The 16,855-nt window shown below is 68.8% G+C and carries 15 protein-coding genes; 3 read left to right on the top strand and 12 right to left on the bottom strand.

Features of this window, described 5'->3' with window-relative positions; genetic code table 11:
• Position 1 precedes the first annotated feature (1 nt).
• A complete protein-coding gene (locus AB6807_RS13050) occupies positions 2–1,006 on the top strand; it encodes a ketopantoate reductase family protein (RefSeq protein ID WP_371084889.1) in 1,005 nt (334 codons plus the stop codon).
• A 10-nt stretch (positions 1,007–1,016) separates the two neighbouring features.
• On the opposite strand, the gene AB6807_RS13045 is transcribed toward AB6807_RS13050, so the two are convergent.
• From AB6807_RS13045 to AB6807_RS12990, 12 genes are all read right to left on the bottom strand, one after another.
• Complete coding sequence (locus AB6807_RS13045) at positions 1,017–1,886, bottom strand: SDR family oxidoreductase (protein WP_371084888.1); 870 nt, start codon at positions 1,884–1,886, stop codon at positions 1,017–1,019.
• Positions 1,887–1,949: 63 nt separating this feature from the next.
• Positions 1,950–2,783 (bottom strand): enoyl-CoA hydratase-related protein, encoded by an 834-nt coding sequence (locus tag AB6807_RS13040; protein WP_371084887.1) that lies wholly within the window; start codon positions 2,781–2,783, stop codon positions 1,950–1,952.
• Positions 2,776–4,632, bottom strand: coding sequence for a long-chain fatty acid--CoA ligase (locus AB6807_RS13035; protein WP_371084886.1), 1,857 nt, complete (start codon positions 4,630–4,632; stop codon positions 2,776–2,778). The genes AB6807_RS13040 and AB6807_RS13035 overlap by 8 nt, the downstream gene beginning before the upstream one ends.
• A complete protein-coding gene (locus tag AB6807_RS13030) occupies positions 4,629–5,465 on the bottom strand; it encodes an ABC transporter ATP-binding protein (protein ID WP_295173513.1) in 837 nt (278 codons plus the stop codon). Before AB6807_RS13030 ends, AB6807_RS13035 begins: the two co-directional genes overlap by 4 nt.
• Before the next feature lies 1 nt (position 5,466).
• Positions 5,467–6,672: an ABC transporter substrate-binding protein gene (locus AB6807_RS13025; RefSeq protein ID WP_371084885.1), complete on the bottom strand. Its 1,206-nt coding sequence runs from the start codon at positions 6,670–6,672 to the stop codon at positions 5,467–5,469.
• 48 nt (positions 6,673–6,720) lie between these two features.
• The gene (locus tag AB6807_RS13020) at positions 6,721–7,761 is read right to left on the bottom strand and encodes a branched-chain amino acid ABC transporter permease (RefSeq protein ID WP_371084884.1); all 1,041 of its coding nucleotides are present in this window, start codon (positions 7,759–7,761) and stop codon (positions 6,721–6,723) included.
• Position 7,762: 1 nt separating this feature from the next.
• Positions 7,763–8,635, bottom strand: a complete 873-nt coding sequence (locus AB6807_RS13015; protein WP_295173507.1) for a branched-chain amino acid ABC transporter permease — start codon at positions 8,633–8,635, stop codon at positions 7,763–7,765.
• Positions 8,632–9,456 carry an ABC transporter ATP-binding protein gene (locus tag AB6807_RS13010; protein WP_371084883.1) on the bottom strand — a complete coding sequence of 275 codons (825 nt, stop codon included), beginning with the start codon at positions 9,454–9,456 and terminating at the stop codon, positions 8,632–8,634. The genes AB6807_RS13015 and AB6807_RS13010 overlap by 4 nt, the downstream gene beginning before the upstream one ends.
• A 232-nt stretch (positions 9,457–9,688) precedes the next feature.
• Entirely contained in the window at positions 9,689–11,350 is a 1,662-nt protein-coding gene (locus AB6807_RS13005) for an AMP-binding protein (RefSeq protein WP_371084882.1), read from the bottom strand.
• A 149-nt stretch (positions 11,351–11,499) separates the two neighbouring features.
• Positions 11,500–11,964, bottom strand: a complete 465-nt coding sequence (locus tag AB6807_RS13000; protein ID WP_295173501.1) for a MarR family winged helix-turn-helix transcriptional regulator — start codon at positions 11,962–11,964, stop codon at positions 11,500–11,502.
• Positions 11,965–12,127: 163 nt separating this feature from the next.
• On the bottom strand, positions 12,128–13,060 hold the full coding sequence (locus AB6807_RS12995) for a 3-keto-5-aminohexanoate cleavage protein (RefSeq protein ID WP_371084881.1): 933 nt from the start codon (positions 13,058–13,060) through the stop codon (positions 12,128–12,130).
• 41 nt (positions 13,061–13,101) lie between these two features.
• Entirely contained in the window at positions 13,102–14,016 is a 915-nt protein-coding gene (locus AB6807_RS12990) for an SDR family NAD(P)-dependent oxidoreductase (RefSeq protein ID WP_371084880.1), read from the bottom strand.
• 139 nt (positions 14,017–14,155) lie between these two features.
• Here AB6807_RS12990 and AB6807_RS12985 point away from each other — a divergent pair, with 139 nt between their 5' ends.
• Positions 14,156–15,643, top strand: a complete 1,488-nt coding sequence (locus tag AB6807_RS12985; protein WP_371084879.1) for a 3-oxoacyl-[acyl-carrier-protein] synthase III C-terminal domain-containing protein — start codon at positions 14,156–14,158, stop codon at positions 15,641–15,643.
• Complete coding sequence (locus AB6807_RS12980; RefSeq protein WP_371084878.1) at positions 15,643–16,848, top strand: acetyl-CoA acetyltransferase; 1,206 nt, start codon at positions 15,643–15,645, stop codon at positions 16,846–16,848. Before AB6807_RS12985 ends, AB6807_RS12980 begins: the two co-directional genes overlap by 1 nt.
• Positions 16,849–16,855 lie beyond the last annotated feature (7 nt).

Raw genomic sequence — 16,855 nt, 5'->3', positions numbered from 1 at the left:
CATGAAGATCTGCATCTACGGCGCCGGCGCCATCGGCGGCTACCTGGCCACGCACCTGGCGCAGGCCGACGGTGTTCAGGTGAGCGTGGTGGCGCGCGGCGCGCACCTGGCGGCCATTCGCGCGAACGGGCTGGCGGTGGAGTCGCCGCGCGGCACGCTGCGCGCCCGCGTGCAGGCCACCGACGACCCGCGCACGCTGGGCCCGCAAGACTATGTGGTGCTGGCGCTGAAGTCGCACCAGGTGGCCGATGCGCTCGGGGGCGTGCACGCGCTGCTCGGCCCGCACACCGCCGTGCTGCCGCCGACCACCGGCATTCCCTACTGGTACTTTCACGGCCTGCCCGGCGCGCTGCGCGACCGGCAGATCGAACGGCTCGACCCACAGGGCCTGCAGTGGCGCGCGATGGCGCCCGAGCGCGTGATCGGCTGCGTCTACTGGGTGGCTTCGGAGGTCACGGCGCCGGGCGTGATCCACCACGACGGCGCGCTGTCGCGCTTTCCGGTGGGCGAGCCCGACGGCACCAGCAGCGAGCGCGTGCTGCGCTTTGCCGACGCCATGAAGGCGGGCGGGCTCGACGCGCCCGTGGTGCCCGACATTCGCGGCTGGATCTGGGCCAAGATGATCAGCAGCCTGTGCTGGAACCCGGTCGCGACGCTCACGCTGGGCACGCTGTCGGAGATGAACGCGCGGCCCGAGGTGGTGGCCATCGTGCGCGCGATGATGACCGAGGCCGACGCGCTCGCGCAGCGCCTGGGCGTGGAGCGCACGCCCATCGGCATCGAGCAGCGCATTGCCGCGGCACGCAACGCGGGCGACCACAAGATGTCGATGCTGCAGGACCTGGAGCGCGGCCGGCCGCTGGAGCTCGGTGTGCTGTTCGACTCCATCGAGGCGATGCGCGAACTGGCGCAGACGCCCACGCCGACCATCGACACGGTCTACGCGCTGCTGCGGCTGCGCGCCGAAAAGCAGTCGACGCAGAAGGCCGCTGAGCCAACGGCCTGAGCCCGAACCCTCAGTCGCGTTGGCGCAGCAGCTCCGGCAACTCGGCGCGGTGAAAGCCCATGAACGCCCGGTTGCGGCTGCTGGGCTCCAGCTTCCAGTTGTTGCGCAGGTTGGGCGTGCCGCCGTCGATGCGAATGCACGTTCCCGTGATGTACGCCGCCGCCGGCGACAGCAGGTACACGATGGCGCCCGACACCTCGGCCTCGGTGCCGAAGCGCTTGAGCGGCACCACATCGGTGAACTCCAGGATCTTCGCTTTCGCCTCCGGCGTGTAGGTGTCGAAGCCGCTGGAGGCGATGCCGCCCGGCGCCACGGTGTTCACGCGCACGCCCGAGCCGGCCCACTCGCAGGCGGCCGTCTCGCTCAACGTGAGCATGCCGCCGCGCGAGGCGCCGGAGTGCGCCATGTCGGGCCAGCCGTGCCAGATGTCGGCAATCATGTTCACGATGGCGCCGCCGTGCGCCTCCATGTAGCGGTTGTAGGCCTCGCGCATGAAGATGAAGCCGCCCGTGAGGTTGTTGCGCACCACGGCCTCGAAGCCCTTGGTGGAAATCGACTTCATCGGCGAGCGGTATTGCCCCCCCGCGTTGTTGACCAGCGCATCGAGCCGGCCGCGCTGCTGCAGCACGGTGTCGATGGTGGCGCCCACCGCCGCCTCGTCGCGGATGTCGCAGGCCAGCGCGGCGGCGCTGCCGCCGTCCTGCTCGATCTCGGCGCGCACGGCCTCCACCTTCTCGATGGAACGACCCACCAGCACGACGTGCGCGCCCAGCGAGGCGAGCTCGTGCGCGGTGCAGCGGCCGATGCCGCTGCCGCCGCCGGTGACGATGATGGTCTGGCACGCGAAAAGGTCGGGGCGGTAGATGGATTGATAGGGCACGGTACTTTCCTTTGCGATGGCTTCTGCGATGGCGTCTGTCGTCTGTGTTCAGTCGCCTTGTCTTCAGGCATTGCCCTGGCCGTCGGCGCCTCGCTTGCGCCGCGCCAGCAGCTGTTCGGCGGCAAGCGCCAGCTCGCCGGTGGTGCGCGACAGGATCTGGGTGCGGTTCTCCAGCTCGATGGCGGCCTGCAGGCTGCCGGTCTCGGCGTTGGCCCAGGTGCCGCGCTTGGTCATCCACACGCCGAAGGCGCTGTTGGCGGCAATGGCGCGCGCCACGTCGAGCGCGCGCGGCAGCAGCGCGGCGTCGTCCACCGTTTCGGACACCAGCCCGATGCGCTCGGCCTCCGCCGCGTCGACCATGCGGCCGGTCAGCATGATCTCGAAGGCGCGCGACAGGCCGACGCAGCGCGGCAGCAGCCAGCTCACACCGATGTCGCAGCTGGACATGCCCACTCGCACGAAGGCGGCGTTGAACTTCGCGGACCTGCCCGCGATGCGAATTTCGGCCGCCAGCGCCAGGCCCAGGCCCGCGCCGTTGGCCGGCCCGTTCACCGCCGCGATCACCGGTTGCGGCAAGGCGCGCAGGCGCGTGACCAGCGAGGCGAAGGCCTCTTGCCGGAGCATCCACGCGGTGGTTTCGCCCAGCTGCGCGCTGCCGGGCGCATCGGCCGCCAGGCCCAGGTCGAAGCCGGCGCAGAAGCCCTTGCCTTCGCCGGTGAGGATGAGCACGCGCGTGGCGGCATCGGCGCCGATGCGCTCCAGCAGCCGCGCCATGGCGGCCACGGTGTCGTCGCCCAGCGCGTTCAGGTTCCGCGGGCGCGCGAGGCGCAGCAGCGCGATGCCGGGCTCGGGGTGTTCGAGCCGCACGCCGTCGTCTGATACCTCGTGTTCAGACATAGATCTCCTCGATGACCTGCGCGTACTTCTCGAACACCGCCTTGCGCCGCACCTTCATCGTGGCCGTGACTTCGCCGTCGTCGTGGTCCAGCTCCTTGGTGAGCAGGTGGAACTTGCGCACCTGCTGCACCTGCGGCATGCGTGCGTTGGCGGTATCGACCTCGCGCTGCACCAGCTCGCGCACCTGCGGCAGCTCGACCAGGCTGCGGAAGGTGGTGTAGACCAGCCCTTTTTCTTCAGACCACTTGCTTACGGTCTCGAAGTCGATCTGGATCAGCGCGGAAACGAAATGCCGGCGGTCCGCGATGGCCACCGCCTCCTTGATGAAGGGCGAGAAGCGCATGGCGTTCTCTATTTCCGACGGCGTGATGTTCTTGCCGCCGGCGGTGATCATGATGTCCTTCTTGCGGTCGACGATGCGCAGCTCGCGGCCCGCCGGTGCGTTCTTCGACGGGGAGTCTTCCCAGCGGCCGATGTCGCCGGTGTGCAGCCAGCCTTCGGCGTCGATGGCCTCGCGCGTGGCCTCGTCGTTCTTCAGGTAGCCGCGGAACACGACCTCGCCGCGAATCAGGATCTCGCCGTCTTCCGCCAGTTGCACCTCCACGCCCGGGTAGGGCACGCCCACGGTGCCCACGGGCGAATCGTCGCCGGGCTGCATGGTGGTCGCACCCGAGGCCTCGGTCATGCCGTAGGCCTCGCGAATGGGCACGCCCAGCACGCGGAAGAAGCGCAGCACCTCTGGCGCGATGGGCGCCGCCGCCGACACCGCCACGCGGCAGCCGCGCAGGCCCAGGTAGTTGAGCAGCGAGCGCAGTATCAGCACGTACCACACGGCCCAGCGGGCACGCTGCAGCCAGCTCCACTGCGCGCGCGGCACGCCGGCGCCGTGCGCCAGCGAGCGCATGGCGTGCTCGTACAGCCACAGCCGCAGGCCACCGGCCTCGCGCAGCTTGTTCTGGATGGCCGCATGAAACTTTTCCCAGATGCGCGGCACGCCGAAGAAGATGCGCGGCGACAGCTCGCGCAGGTCGTCCTGCACGGTGCGCAGGCTCTCGGCAAAGTTGACGACCGCGCCGAAGGCCACCGGAATGTGCAGCGAGAACATCTGCTCGCCCATGTGGCACAGCGGCAGGTAGGACACCAGCGAATCGCCCTCGCGGCAACCCAGCACCGAGTTGAGGCCGCGCGCGGCGGTGCCCAGCCCGCGCCAGCTCATCATCGCGGCCTTGGGGCGCCCGGTGGAGCCCGAGGTGAAGACGATGAGGCCGATGTCGTCCAGCGCGGGGCCCACGGTGGCGGCGGCAGCGACCGCGGGCTCGTCGGCCTCGAACTTGCGGCCCAGCGCAACCACCTCGTCGAAGTCGATCATCCCGGTGCGGTCGTAGCGCCGCAGGCCGCGCGAATCGATCAGCACGATGGTGTGCAGGTGCGGCAGCCGGTCGCGAATGGACAGCACCTTGTCGAGCTGCTCCTGGTCTTCGCACACGATGACGGGCGCATCCGACAGTGCGAGCATGTGCTCTATTTCTTCCGCCGGCGAGGTCGGGTACACGCCGGCCGTCACGCCGCGCACCAGCGCCGCGCCAAGTTGCGCGAACACCCATTCCTTGCGGTTCTCGCTGAGCACGGCCACGGCCTGGCCGGGCCGCAGGCCGAGCCGCAGCAGCCCCAGGCCGAACCAGCGCGCCTGCTGCGCGTAGGCCGACCAGCTAATGGGCTGCCACACGCCGTACTCCTTCTGGCGCAAGGCCACGGCATCGGGCCGGTGCGCGGCCCAGTGCAGCAGTTGCTGCGGCAACGGCAAGGCCTTCAAGGCATCAATGGAGGATGGGGACGGGTTCTTGCTCATGACAACCAGCGCTTGCGCCGCTTGTAGTGTTTGACGTCGCGAAAGCTCACGTGGCCTTCGCCGGCACCGGCGCCGCTTCCGCTCCCGCCATCGCTGCCGAGATAGAAGCGCTGCACATCCGGGTCGCCCAGCAGCTTGGACGTTTCCCCGCTGATCACGATGCGCCCGCTTTCCATGATGTAGCCCGCATGCGCCACGCGCAGCGCCACGTGCGCGTTCTGCTCCACCAGCAGCATGGCCACGCCCTGCTCGCGGTTGATGCGCGCGATGATGCCGAAGATGTCCTGCACCACCAGCGGCGCCAGCCCGAGCGAAGGCTCGTCGAGCAATATGAGCCGCGGCTTGCCGACGATGGCGCGGCCGATGGCCAGCATCTGCTGCTCCCCGCCCGACAGGTAGCCCGCCACCTGCTTGCGGCGCTCGCGCAACCGCGGAAAGTAGCCGAACACCAGCTCGGGGTCGACGTCGCCGCGCTCGCGCTTGTCGCGCCCGGTGAGGGCGTTGGCGGCGGCCACCAGGTTTTCTTCCACCGTGAGGTCGCCGAAGATGTGGCGGCCCTCGCGCACGTGGGCCATGCCCTGGCGCGCCAGCTGGTAGGCGGGCCGCCCGGCAATGTCTTCGCCGAAGAAGCCGATGCGCCCCGCGGCGATGCGCCCCTTCTCGAAGGGCAGCACGCCGGAGGCGGCCTTCAGCGTCGATGTCTTGCCCGCGCCGTTGGAGCCCAGCAGCGCGACGATCTTGCCGTCGGGCACCTCGATCGACAGGCCGCGCAGCGCCTGCACGCTGTGGTTGTAGACGACCTCGATGTTCTCGATGCTCAGCGCCGCCGTCATCTCACACCTTGATCCACGAGCCGGCCGGCTCCATCGTCTTCTTGTCGGGGTCGTAGGCGTACATGCGCCCGGCCGGGATCTGGTGGCTGCTGATGTCGACCAGCAGGCCCGAGACGCCGCCGCTGTCCCAGTCCTTCATCGACTCCAGCGCCGCCTTCATGTTGGGCAGCACCAGCGGCTTGTTGGCCTTCAGGCAGCGCTCTGCGATTTCGCCGAACACCATGCCCGACAGCCAGCTCGACACGTAGAAGGGCGAGATGAACTTCATGTCGGGCCGGGCCTTGGCCGCGTGGTCGCGCATGGCCTTGATCATGGGCGAATCGGTCTCGTGGCCGTAGCGGTACATGCTCACGCCCGTGAGGCGCACGCCCAGCGCGGCCAGTGCGTCGTAGGCGGGCTTGTCGAGGCCCCAGGCAGTGCCCATGATCTGCGGGTTTAGCCCGGCCTCGCGCATCTGGCGCACGAACTCCGGCATGGGCGCGAGGATGTAGCCCTGGAAGATCACGATGTCGGGCTTGGCCCGGCGCAGCTGCGCCACCTCGGTGGTCACGTCCACGCCCGACTGCTTGGTGACGATCTCGGCCACGATGGGCAGTCCCAGCTTCTCGGCGCGCGCCTTGCCGCCGGGGATGCCGTCGCGCCCGAACTCGGTGTCTGCGTACACGTAGGCGATGCGCGGCTTGGCGGCGGCGCCCTGCGAGGTGCGCGCGATGTGCTCCATCAGGATTTCATGCAGCCGCGGGTATGTGGCGCCGGGCACGAAGTGGTGCGGCATCTTCACCGGGTCGGCCACCGAAATGGCGAGCGAGGTCGACGATGTCATCACGTGGTTCGACGCGATGGCGTCCTGCGCCACGGCCTTTACCGACGGCGTGCCGTCGCAGTAGAAGAACGAGGGCTTCTCGCTGGCCATGATCTTCTTGAAGATGGCGGCCGACTGGTCGACCTTGAAGCCGCTGTCTTCGGCCACGTAGCGCAGCTTGTGGCCGGCGATGCCGCCGTTGGCGTTCTTCCATTCGACGTAGTCGGCCAGCCCGTTGTTCATGGCCAGGCCGGCAAAGGCGAAGACGCCGGTGATGGGCTGGGCCGCGCCGATCACGATGTCGCCCTTGTGCGCCTGCGCGAACGCGGCGCCGCCCGCGAAGGGGCCGATGGTGGCGGCGGCGCCAATGCCCTGCACCAGCTTGCGTCGGATGAAGTCGGTCATGGTTTGTCTCCTGTTTTTGCTGCGGGAAGAAGCGGACTGGGTGCGGCCTCAGGTCTTGAACGGCCAGAGGTGGAAGGTGCGGCGCACGCGGGCCCAGATGGCGGCCAGCCCGTGCGGCTCGAAGATGAGGAATACGATGATCAGCAGGCCGAACACCACCTGCCCCATCGGCAGCAGCAACCCGGCCACGCCCGGAAAGGCCTGCGAGCTGACCGACGCCAGCAGCCGCAGCCCCTCGGGCACGAAGGTCATGAACACCGCCCCCAGCACGCTGCCCAGCACCGTGCCCAGCCCGCCCACGATGACGGCGGCCAGGTAGAACACCGAGAGGGTGAGCACGAAGTAGTCGGGCGTGATGGAGCCGTAGAAGTACCCGAGCAGCCCGCCCGCCACGCCCGCGTAGAACGCGCCGATGGCGAAGGCGGTGAGCTTGGTGCGCAGCAGGTGCACGCCCAGTATCTCGGCGGAAATGTCGCGGTCACGCACCGCGACGAAGGCCCGGCCGATGTGCGTGCGCGCCAGGTTGCGCGCGGCCACCGCCATGGCGAAGGCGCAGACGAAGATCAGGTAGAAGTTGCGCCGGTCGCCCACCAGCTCGAAGCCGAAAAGGTTGGCGCGCGGAATCGACGTGCCCGACACCCCGCCCGTGAGCGTGTCCCACTCGCGGAACACGAAGCTGAGGATGAAGTGCGCCGCCAGCGTGGCAATGGCCAGGTACAGGCCCTTCACGCGCAGGCTGGGCAGGCCCACGATCACGCCCAGGAAGGCCGCGACAAAGCCCGCCACCGGCAGCGCGATGTAGAAGGGCACGCCCTGCTTGCCCAGCCACGCCACCGTGTAGCAGCCCACGCCGATGAAGGCCCCGTGGCTCAGCGAAATGAGCCCCGCGTTGCCGGTCGTGAGGTTGAGCCCCAGCGCGGCGATCACGTGGATGCCGACGATGCAGGCCATGGCCAGCACGTAGTCGCTGCCCCACAGCGGCAGCGTGAACAGCGAGAGCACGAAGGCGGCCATCCAGGTGCGCGAGGTGGGCGAGTCCCACAGGCGCTCCTCGGAGGCGAAGTTTTCATGGAAGACACCGGTTCTCACGTCAGAGCCTCTCGATGGTGCGGGTGCCGAACATGCCGTAGGGCTTGACGACCAGGATCGCGAGCACCACCACGTAGGGCACCACGTCGCGCGACTTGCCGCCGAGGTAGCCGGCCGACACCGATTCGACCCAGCCGATCAGCAAGCTCGCCACGATGGCGCCCAGGATGCTGTCGAGCCCGCCGAGGATGATGGCCGCGAACACGCTCAGCGCGGCAGATGCCAGCAGCGGCGACAGGCCCGCCGAGCTCGCGATGAGCACGCCCGCGAAGGTGCCGACCAGGCCCGACAGCAGCCAGGTGAGCCGCTGCGCGTAGTTGATGTTGATGCCCAGCGTGGCCGCGGTGACCGGGTCGCTCGCCGTGGCGCGCAGCGCGATGCCGGTCTTCGAATAGCGGAAGAAAGCCAGGAAGCCGCCGATGAGCACCGCCGCCACCGCGAAGTTGCCCAGCACCGTGCCCGGAATGAGCACCTCGCCCAGCAGCAGCGGCGTGCGCGGCAGCAGCGTGGGCGGCGAGAGCGTGTCGCCGCCCCACACCGCCTCGACACCGCCGTGCACGATGCTCGCCATGCCGATGGTGGCCATCAGCACCGCCACCGCCGGCTGGCCCGACAGGGGCCGCAGCACCGCTCGCTCAATGGCGATGGCCAGCACCCCGATGACCGCCAGCGCCAGCGCGAAGGCCACCCACGGCGGCAGCCCGAAGGTGACGGCGCCCGCGTAATAGATGTAGGCGCCGAGCATCATCACCTCGCCCACCGCGAAGTTGACGACGCCCGTGCCCTTGTAGATGAGCACGAAGCTCAGCGCAATCAACGCCATGACGCCGCCCGACAGCAGGCCGAGCAGGCTGTATTCCAGGAACTCGCTCATGCCAGGGCCTCGCTTTCCGCGCCGAGGTAGGCCTCGATCACCTGGGGATGGCGGCGCACCTCGGCGGGCGTGCCGCTCGCGATGACCTGGCCGAAGTTGAGCACCACCACGTGGCTGGAAATGTCCATGACCATGCCCATGTCGTGCTCCACCAGCAGCACGGTGACGCCCCACTCTTCCTGCACGTCGAGGATGAAGCGGGCCATGTCCTCGGTCTCCTCGCGGTTCATGCCGGCCACGGGCTCGTCGAGCAACAGCACGCGCGGGCGCATGGCCAGCGCGCGCGCCAGCTCCACGCGCTTCTGCAGGCCGTAGGGCAGCACGTCGACCGAAAGGTGGCGCACATGGTCGATCTCCAGGAAGTCGATGACCTTGCGCTCCACCTCGGCGCGCAGGCGCAGCTCTTCCTCACGCGCGGCGCGGCCGTAGACGAGCGCGGAGAACACGCCGGCCTGCATGGTGTGGTGGCCGCCGAGCTTCACGTTCTCGAGCACCGTGAGGCCGCGGAACAGCGCGATGTTCTGGAAGGTGCGCGCCAGGCCGCGCCCGGCGCGTGCGTGCACGGGCGTGTGGGTGATGTCTTCGTCGCCCAGCAGGATGCGGCCGGCCGCGGGCCGGTAGAAACCCGAGATGGTGTTGAACACGCTGGTCTTGCCGGCGCCGTTGGGGCCGATGACGGCGGTGACCTGCCCCGGCGCGGCGGCAAAGGACACGCCTCGCAGCGCGTGGATGCCACCGAAGCGAAGGTCCACGCCTTCGACCGACAGCGCGAGGCCGCCGGTGGCGGCGCTCTGTGAGAGGGAGGTTCCGGCAGTGCTCAAGGTCGTTCCAGGGGTCAGAGGTCGAGAGTCGGAAGCAGCGTGCGCCAGCGCATCGCAAGGGGAAGGCAGGGCTGCGCAGGCATCCGGGCCTGTTGTCGTCGGTCTTGGCCTTGATGCATACCGTACGCTACCGCATAATGTTGTACAGAACCTTGGTACTTTCCCGTGCCGCGGCGGCGGAGGTCGTCGGGGCAACCTCGGGGCAAGCCAGGGGACGGCCCGGCAGGCAGGCTCAGGCGCCGGCAGGGCTGTCGATGCGGAAGTGCTTCACCCGCTCCTTCAGCAGGTACTTCTGGATCTTTCCGCTGGGCGTGCGCGGCACCATGTCGAGCACCTCGACACGCTCGGGCCAGTACTGCTTGGCCACCTTGCAGGCTTCCATGTAGGCCTGCACGTCCGCCAGGTCGAGCGTGGCGCCAGGGCGCAGCTCCACGAAGGCGCAGGCGCGCTCGCCCAGGCGGTCATCGGGAAAGCCCACGATGGCGGCCATGGCCACGGCCGGGTGCTTGTACAGCAGCGCCTCGATCTCCACCACCGGCACGTTCTCGCCGCCACGGATCAGCACGTCCTTCGTGCGGCCGTTGATGCGGATGTAGCCCTCGGCGTCCATGTAGGCGAGGTCGCCGGTGTCGAACCAGCCCTCGGCGTCGTAGGTGGCGATGTCGGGGCGCTTGTAGTAGCCCAGGGACATCTGCGCGCCGCGCACCATGAGGCGCCCGGTTTCCCCCGGCGGCAGCGGCTTGCCGTCGAAGTCGACGATGCGAATGCCCACGCCGTCGAGCGCGCGGCCGTCGGTGCTGGCGGACTTATCGGCTGCGCGCGACGGCTCGGTCAGCGTGCTCGACAGCGACTCGGTCATGCCCCAGAGCGAGCACACCTTCAGGTCGAGCTCGCGTGCGGCACGCTCGATGAGCACCGGCGGAATGGGCGCGCCGCCGCAGAGGAAGGCGCGCAGCCGGTCGGGGCGCGGCGCGCCTTCGGCCACGGCATTGCAGATGTCGGAGAGAAAGGGCGAGGAGGCAGCGGTGTAGGTCACGCCTTCGGCGGCCATCAGCGCGACGCCGCGCTTGCCGTCCCAGATGTCCTGCAACACCACGGTCGAGCCCAGGTAGATGCCCAGCATCATCACGGCGGCGTAGCCGGTCATGTGGCCGACCGGCGAGCAGGCCAGCAGCACGTCGTCGGTCGTCAGGCCGAAGCGCTCCGACAGGGCCCGGTTGCAGGCCAGCAACGTGTTCGACGTGTGCATCACGCCCTTGGGCGAGCCGGTGGTGCCGGAGGTGAACATCATCACCGAGAGATCGCCTGGTTGCAGCACGGAAGGCGTTCGCGACGCCATGGCAGGAGGCTCGACCCGCACCGTGCCGCCGAGCAACACGCGGTCGAAGGCGTCGTCGCCCTGTCCGTCGACCACCAGCACCTGCTGCAGCTTGGGCAGCCGGCCCTTCAGGCTGGCGGCCATGGCCGCATGGTCGAAGCCGCGGAAAATGGCCGGCACCACCAGCACCTTGGCTTCGGCAAAACCGAGCATGAATTCCAGTTCGCGCTCGCGAAAGATCGGCATCAGCGGGTTGACCACCGCGCCGATGCGCCCGCAGGCCAGCGAGACCACGACGAACTCCCACCAGTTGGGCACCTGCACCGCGACCACGTCGCCGGGCTGCACGCCCAGGCCGCGCAAAGCACCCGCGGCCAGCGCCACCTTGTCGCCGAGTTCGCGGTAGCTCAGGCGCACCGGCTCGCTCCGGTCGGCGCGGTAACCCACCAGGGCCGCCTTGTCGGGCGTGCGGTCGATGGAGGCGGCCAGAAAGTCGTCGGGTGTCTTGTCGAGCCAGTAACCCGCGGCGCGCATGGCACGGGCATGGGCAGCGGGGTCGAATGCGTTGTTCGTCATGTCCAGGTGTCTCCTCGGCGGTGAATATCGTTCACTACCGTACGATACGTTGGATGACAAACTATCGCAAGCCCGCGGGCCCCTGGAAAACCCCGGGAAAGCGATCACACGCGCCGCTCACCAAATGTGAGAAGCGCCTTTTTCTCCGGTCAGATCTCGGACGACTGCAGGTAGGTGAGCAGGTTGCGCTTCATGGCGTCGAGCGTGGTGGCGGCCGCTTCGAGCTTGGGATCGGTCAGGCCGTCCAGAATCTGCTCGTTCAGCCGGTGGCTCACCTTGCGCATCTTGGCGATGAGCTGCTTGCTCTTGGGTTCCAGGAAGACGCGGTTCACGCGGCGGTCGCTGGCGTCCGCGTCGCGGCGCACCAGGCCGGTTTTTTCGAGCCGGTCGATCAGGCCGCCCACGGCCACCTTGCCCAGGTCGAGTTCCTCCGCCAGTTGCGACTGCGTCATGCCGTCTTCGCGCGAGAGGTAGGCCAGCACCCACCACTGCGAGCGGGTCACGTTCAGCGGCTTCAGGCAGCGGTCGAATGCGCTGCGGCGCAGCCGGGACACGTCGTGAATCAGAAAACCGAGCCGCAGCTCCCAGTCGATCGAGTGCGCTTCAGTTGCCATGGGTTCGTGGGCCGCCGTATGCCGACGACCTTTTACTGTAATGATGCGTACATTCTAGCGGCGCACCAACTGCCCGGCGCAAATGGTGCAAGCGCGGCGAGCACCAAAGGCCCTCGGATGGCGAACCCGAGGGCAAGGCGTGCCGTCTTCGACGCAACCGGAACTAGAACGCCACCGCGTCCTTGCCCTTGAGCGCGAGGATTTCGCGCGCCTCCGCGGGCGTGGCCACCGCAAGGCCCAGGCCTTCGATGATCTCGCGCACCTTGCGCACCTGTTGCGCGTTCGATTCGGCGAGCTTGCCCGCGCCGATCCACAGGCTGTCTTCCAGCCCGACACGCACATTGCCGCCCATGGCGGCCGACATGGCGGCAATGGGCATCTGGCTGCGCCCGGCGCCCAGCACCGACCAGCGGTAGTCCGCGCCGAAGAGCCGGTCGGCCGTGCGCTTCATGTGCATCACGTCGTCCGGGTGGCTGCCGATGCCCCCGAGGATGCCGAACACCGTCTGCACGAAGAACGGCGCCTTCACCAGCCCGCGGTCGACGAAGTGCGCCAGGTTGTACAGGTGCGAGGTGTCGTAGCACTCGAACTCGTAGCGCGTCTGGTTGGCCGACAGCTCGGTCAGCACCGTTTCCAGGTCACCGTAGGTGTTGCGAAAGATCAGGTCCTTGCTGCCTTCCAGGTAGGGCCGCTCCCAGTCGTGCTTGAACTCCTTGAAACGCTCCAGCATGGGGAACAGGCCGAAGTTCATGGTGCCCATGTTCATCGACGCCACCTCGGGTTTGAGCACCTTGGCCGGCATCATGCGTTCCTGCACCGTCATGTAGGGCGAGCCGCCCGTGGTGAGGTTGATGACGGCGTCGCTGCGCGCCTTGATGTCCTTCAGGAACGGCACGAAGGCCTCGGGCCGCTGGTCGGGCTTGCCGGTGACCGGGTCGCGCGCGTGCAGGTGGATGATGGCGGCGCCCGCCTCCACCGCGCCCACCGCGGCATCGGCGATTTCCTGCGCCGTGATTGGCAGGTGCGGCGACATCGACGGCGTATGGATGGCGCCCGTGACGGCGCAGGTGATGATCACTTTCTTCTGTGCGGACATGCGTGGTTCCTCTGTGTGGACAACGTTTGAAGGGATGCCGCTCAGACCGGGTCCCAGGTGAACACGTCACCCGAGCGGTCCAGCGGAAAGAAGGAGGCGCGCAGCATCGGCAGCGCGGTTTCGAGCACGCCTTCGGGCGTCCAGCCTTCGCCGCAGTGCGCGCTGCGAATCGGCCGCGGCTGGCTGAACAGGTAGATCTCGTTGTTGCGCACGCCGAAGACCTGGCCGCTCACGTCGCTCGCGGCATCGGCGCACAGCCCGACCACGAAGGGCGCCACGCGCTCGGGCACCAGCTTCTTCAACCCCTCTACGCGCTTCTTCTGCTCGGGCGTTTCGCTGGGAATGGAGTCGATCATGCGGGTCCACGCAAAGGGCGCGACGGCGTTGGAGCGCACGCCGAACTTCTGCATGTCGAGCGCGATCGATTTCGACAGCGCGACGATACCCAGCTTGGCCGCGCTGTAGTTGGCCTGGCCGAAGTTGCCGATCAGGCCCGAGGTCGACGTCATATGCACGTAGGCGCCGCTGCCCTGCGCCTTGAAATGCGGCGCCGCCGCGCGGCTCACATTGAAGCTGCCCTTCAGGTGCACAGCGATCACTGCGTCGAACTCGGGCTCGCTCATGCGGTGGAACATCACGTCGCGCAGGATGCCCGCGTTGTTCACCACGATGTCGATGCGCCCGAAGGTATCGACGGCCGCCTCCACCATCTTCGCGGCAGCATTCCAGTCGCTCACCGAGCCGCCGTCGCTGATGGCTTCGCCGCCCATCGACTTGATGGCGGCCACCACCTCGTCGGCGGGCCGCTCGTGGTCGAGCTGGCCGTCGAGCGATGCGCCCAGGTCGTTCACCACCACCTTGGCGCCGGCTTGCGCCATGGCCAGCGCAATGCCACGCCCCAGCCCGCGGCCGCCGCCTGTGACCAGGGCCACCTTGCCTTCCAGAAGCTTGCTCACGTCTGTCTCCTTTTTTCGCCGCCGTCGAGGGTAAACCCCTGTCCACCGTCTCGAATCCGGCTTGCAGAAATATCGTGCGCTAGCGTACCATGTGCCACATGATGATGTACAGCAGGCCGGCGCGCCGAAGCGAATATCCATGACAGAAGAACGCAACGAATTCGGCCTGCTGGCAACCACGCGCTACGTGCCGCGGCTGCGCCTGGAGCGCGGCGACGTGCTGGCCCAGCACCGCTGGATGGCACCCGGCCTGAAGTCGCTCGCCAAGGGCCGGCGCGCCATGGCCAACTGGGACGAAGACAGCGTGACGATGGCCATCGAAGCCGCCCGCCAGCTTCGCGCCGCATCGCCCGATGCGGCTGTCGCGGAGTTGACACTTGCCTCCACCACCCTGCCCTTCGCCGAACGCCTGAACGCCGGCATCGTGGCCTCCGCGCTCGGCATCGCCCCCGACGCGGTGTTGCGCGACACCGCCTCGAGCCAACGCGCCGCGCTCACCGAGCTGGCTGCCGCGCTGCGTCGGCCCGCGAACACCGCTGCGCAGATGCTGTTGGCGTCGGAGCGCCGCGTCGCGCGCCCCGCCAGCACGCAGGAAATGATCTTCGGCGACGGCGCGGCCGGTGCACTGGTCGGCAGCGGCGCCGCCATCGCGACGCTGGTGGCCAGCGCCAGCACGCACGCTGACCTGGTCGACCACTTTCGCCAGGCCGGCGAGGACCACGAATACGGCTGGGAAGAACGCTGGGTGCGCGACGAGGGCTACATGAAGATCGCGGTCGCCACGCTGCGCCAATGCCTGAAGGACGGCGGCGTGTCGGCCGGCGACATCGGCCAGTTCGCCATGCCCGCGCCGCTCGCGCGCATCAACGATGCGGTCGCGAAAAAGCTCGGCATCGCGCCCGCGGCGTTGGTCTCGGCCGAGCACGACAGCGTGGGCGACCTGGGTTGCGCGCAGCCGCTCGCCATGCTGGACATCGCCCTGCGCGCGGCGGCGCCCGGCGCGCTGGTGCTGGTCGCGGCCTTCGGCAGCGGCTGCGACGCGTTGCTGCTGCGCCGCACCGGCGTGCCGTGCCCCGGCCCGGTGCCCGACGAAGGCCACGCCGAAACCAGCTACATGAAGTACCTGTCGTTCACCCGGCAGATCGACCTTGCCTGGGGCATGCGCGCCGAGATGGACAACAAGACCGCACTCACCGCCGCCTGGCGCGACCACGCGCGCGCCTCGCGCTTCGAGGCGGGCCGCTGCAGCGCCTGCGGCACGGTGCAGTTTCCGCGTGCGCGCCTGTGCGTGAACCCCGAGTGCCGCGCGCAGGACACGCAGGCACCCACCTACCTCGCCGACACACCGGCCCGCGTCATGTCGCACACCACCGACTTCCTGGGCTACACGCCCGACCCGCCCTTCCAATTCGGCCACATCGACTTCGAGGGCGGCGGCCGCGTGCTGATGGAGTTCACCGACACCGACGTGGGCGAGCTCGAAGTGGGCCTGCCGCTGCGCATGGTCTACCGCGTGAAGGAGTTCGACCACCAGCGCGGGTTCCGGCGCTATTTCTGGAAGGCGACGCCGGTGCGTGCAACTGCGTCTTCGCCTTCGCTTTCGCTTTCGACGACGGGAGCACGCTGATGGCCACCGGTATCCGCGACAAGGTCGCCATCCTCGGCATGGGCTGCTCCCGCTTCGGCGAGCGCTGGGACTGCGGCCCCGAAGACCTGATGCTCGAGGCCTTCAACGAGGCCGTGGCCGACGCCGGCATCGACTTCAAGCAGATCGAGGCCGCCTGGTTCGGCGTGTGCCTCGAAGAGAACAACGTCGGCAAGACCGCCGGCCCGCTCGCGCAGGCGCTGCGCCTGCCACGCATTGCCGCCACCCGCGTGGAAAACGCCTGCGCCACCGGCACCGAGGCGCTGCGCGGCGCGGCGTACGCAGTGGCGTCGGGCGCCTACGACATCGTGCTGGCGCTCGGCGTCGAGAAGCTCAAGGACACCGGTTACGGCGGCCTGCCCGTGCGCACGCGCGGCGTGGCCAACGACCTGTGGCTGCCCAACTCGACGGCGCCCGGCGCCTTCGCGCAACTGGCCTCCGCCTATGCCGCGAAGCACGGCGCGCCCATGGCCGACCTGAAGCGCGCGATGGCGCACATCTCGGTGAAGAGCCACGCCAACGCCGCGCTCAACCCCAAGGCGCACCTGCGCAACAAGATCTCCGAAGAAGACGTGTTGAAGGCGATGACCATCGCCGCGCCGCTCGGCCTGTACGACTGCAGCGGCGTGAGCGATGGTTCGGCCTGCGCCATTTTGACGACGCCGGAGATCGCGCGCGCGCTGCGGCCCGATGCGCAACTGGTCACCATCAAGGCGCTGGAAGTTTCCGTAAGCAATGGCGAAGAGGCCAGCTTCAGCAACTGGGACGGCGCCCACATCGCCACTGCGCGTACGGCCGGCGCGCGCGCCTACGCCGCTGCCGGCATCACCGAGCCGCGGCGCCAACTGCAGATGGCCGAGGTGCACGACTGCTTCTCCATCGCCGAGGCCGTGACGATGGAAGACCTGGGCTTCAGCGCGCCTGGCCGCGTGATCCACGACGTGCTCGACGGCGTGTTCGACCGCGAAGGCGCATTGCCCATCGGCACCGACGGCGGGCTGAAGTGCTTCGGCCACCCCATCGGCGCCTCGGGGCTGCGCATGGTCTACGAGGTGTACCTGCAGCTGCAGGGCCGCGCGGGCGAGCGGCAGCTGAAGCATGTCGACCTCGGCCTCACCGAGAACCTGGGCGGCCACCCGCACCAGAACGTTTGCGCGGTGTCGATCATCGGGCGCCACGGCGCCTGACCGCACC

Source organism: Variovorax sp. RCC_210, assembly GCF_041355175.1.
Lineage (GTDB): Bacteria > Pseudomonadota > Gammaproteobacteria > Burkholderiales > Burkholderiaceae_C > Variovorax.
Note: the sequence above shows the minus strand (reverse complement) of the source record. Positions and strands in the feature narration are given on the sequence as shown.

What these genes read in the sequence shown, in the direction of transcription:
- AB6807_RS13035 (WP_371084886.1), bottom strand. Translation starts at nt 4,632, where the DNA reads ATGAGCAAGAACCCGTCCCCATCCTCCATTGATGCCTTGAAGGCCTTG.
- AB6807_RS13025 (WP_371084885.1), bottom strand. Translation starts at nt 6,672, where the DNA reads ATGACCGACTTCATCCGACGCAAGCTGGTGCAGGGCATTGGCGCCGCC.
- AB6807_RS13050 (WP_371084889.1), top strand. Translation starts at nt 2, where the DNA reads ATGAAGATCTGCATCTACGGCGCCGGCGCCATCGGCGGCTACCTGGCC.
- AB6807_RS12985 (WP_371084879.1), top strand. Translation starts at nt 14,156, where the DNA reads ATGACAGAAGAACGCAACGAATTCGGCCTGCTGGCAACCACGCGCTAC.
- AB6807_RS13015 (WP_295173507.1), bottom strand. Translation starts at nt 8,635, where the DNA reads ATGAGCGAGTTCCTGGAATACAGCCTGCTCGGCCTGCTGTCGGGCGGC.
- AB6807_RS12995 (WP_371084881.1), bottom strand. Translation starts at nt 13,060, where the DNA reads ATGTCCGCACAGAAGAAAGTGATCATCACCTGCGCCGTCACGGGCGCC.
- AB6807_RS13005 (WP_371084882.1), bottom strand. Translation starts at nt 11,350, where the DNA reads ATGACGAACAACGCATTCGACCCCGCTGCCCATGCCCGTGCCATGCGC.
- AB6807_RS12980 (WP_371084878.1), top strand. Translation starts at nt 15,643, where the DNA reads ATGGCCACCGGTATCCGCGACAAGGTCGCCATCCTCGGCATGGGCTGC.
- AB6807_RS13000 (WP_295173501.1), bottom strand. Translation starts at nt 11,964, where the DNA reads ATGGCAACTGAAGCGCACTCGATCGACTGGGAGCTGCGGCTCGGTTTT.
- AB6807_RS13040 (WP_371084887.1), bottom strand. Translation starts at nt 2,783, where the DNA reads ATGTCTGAACACGAGGTATCAGACGACGGCGTGCGGCTCGAACACCCC.
- AB6807_RS13030 (WP_295173513.1), bottom strand. Translation starts at nt 5,465, where the DNA reads ATGACGGCGGCGCTGAGCATCGAGAACATCGAGGTCGTCTACAACCAC.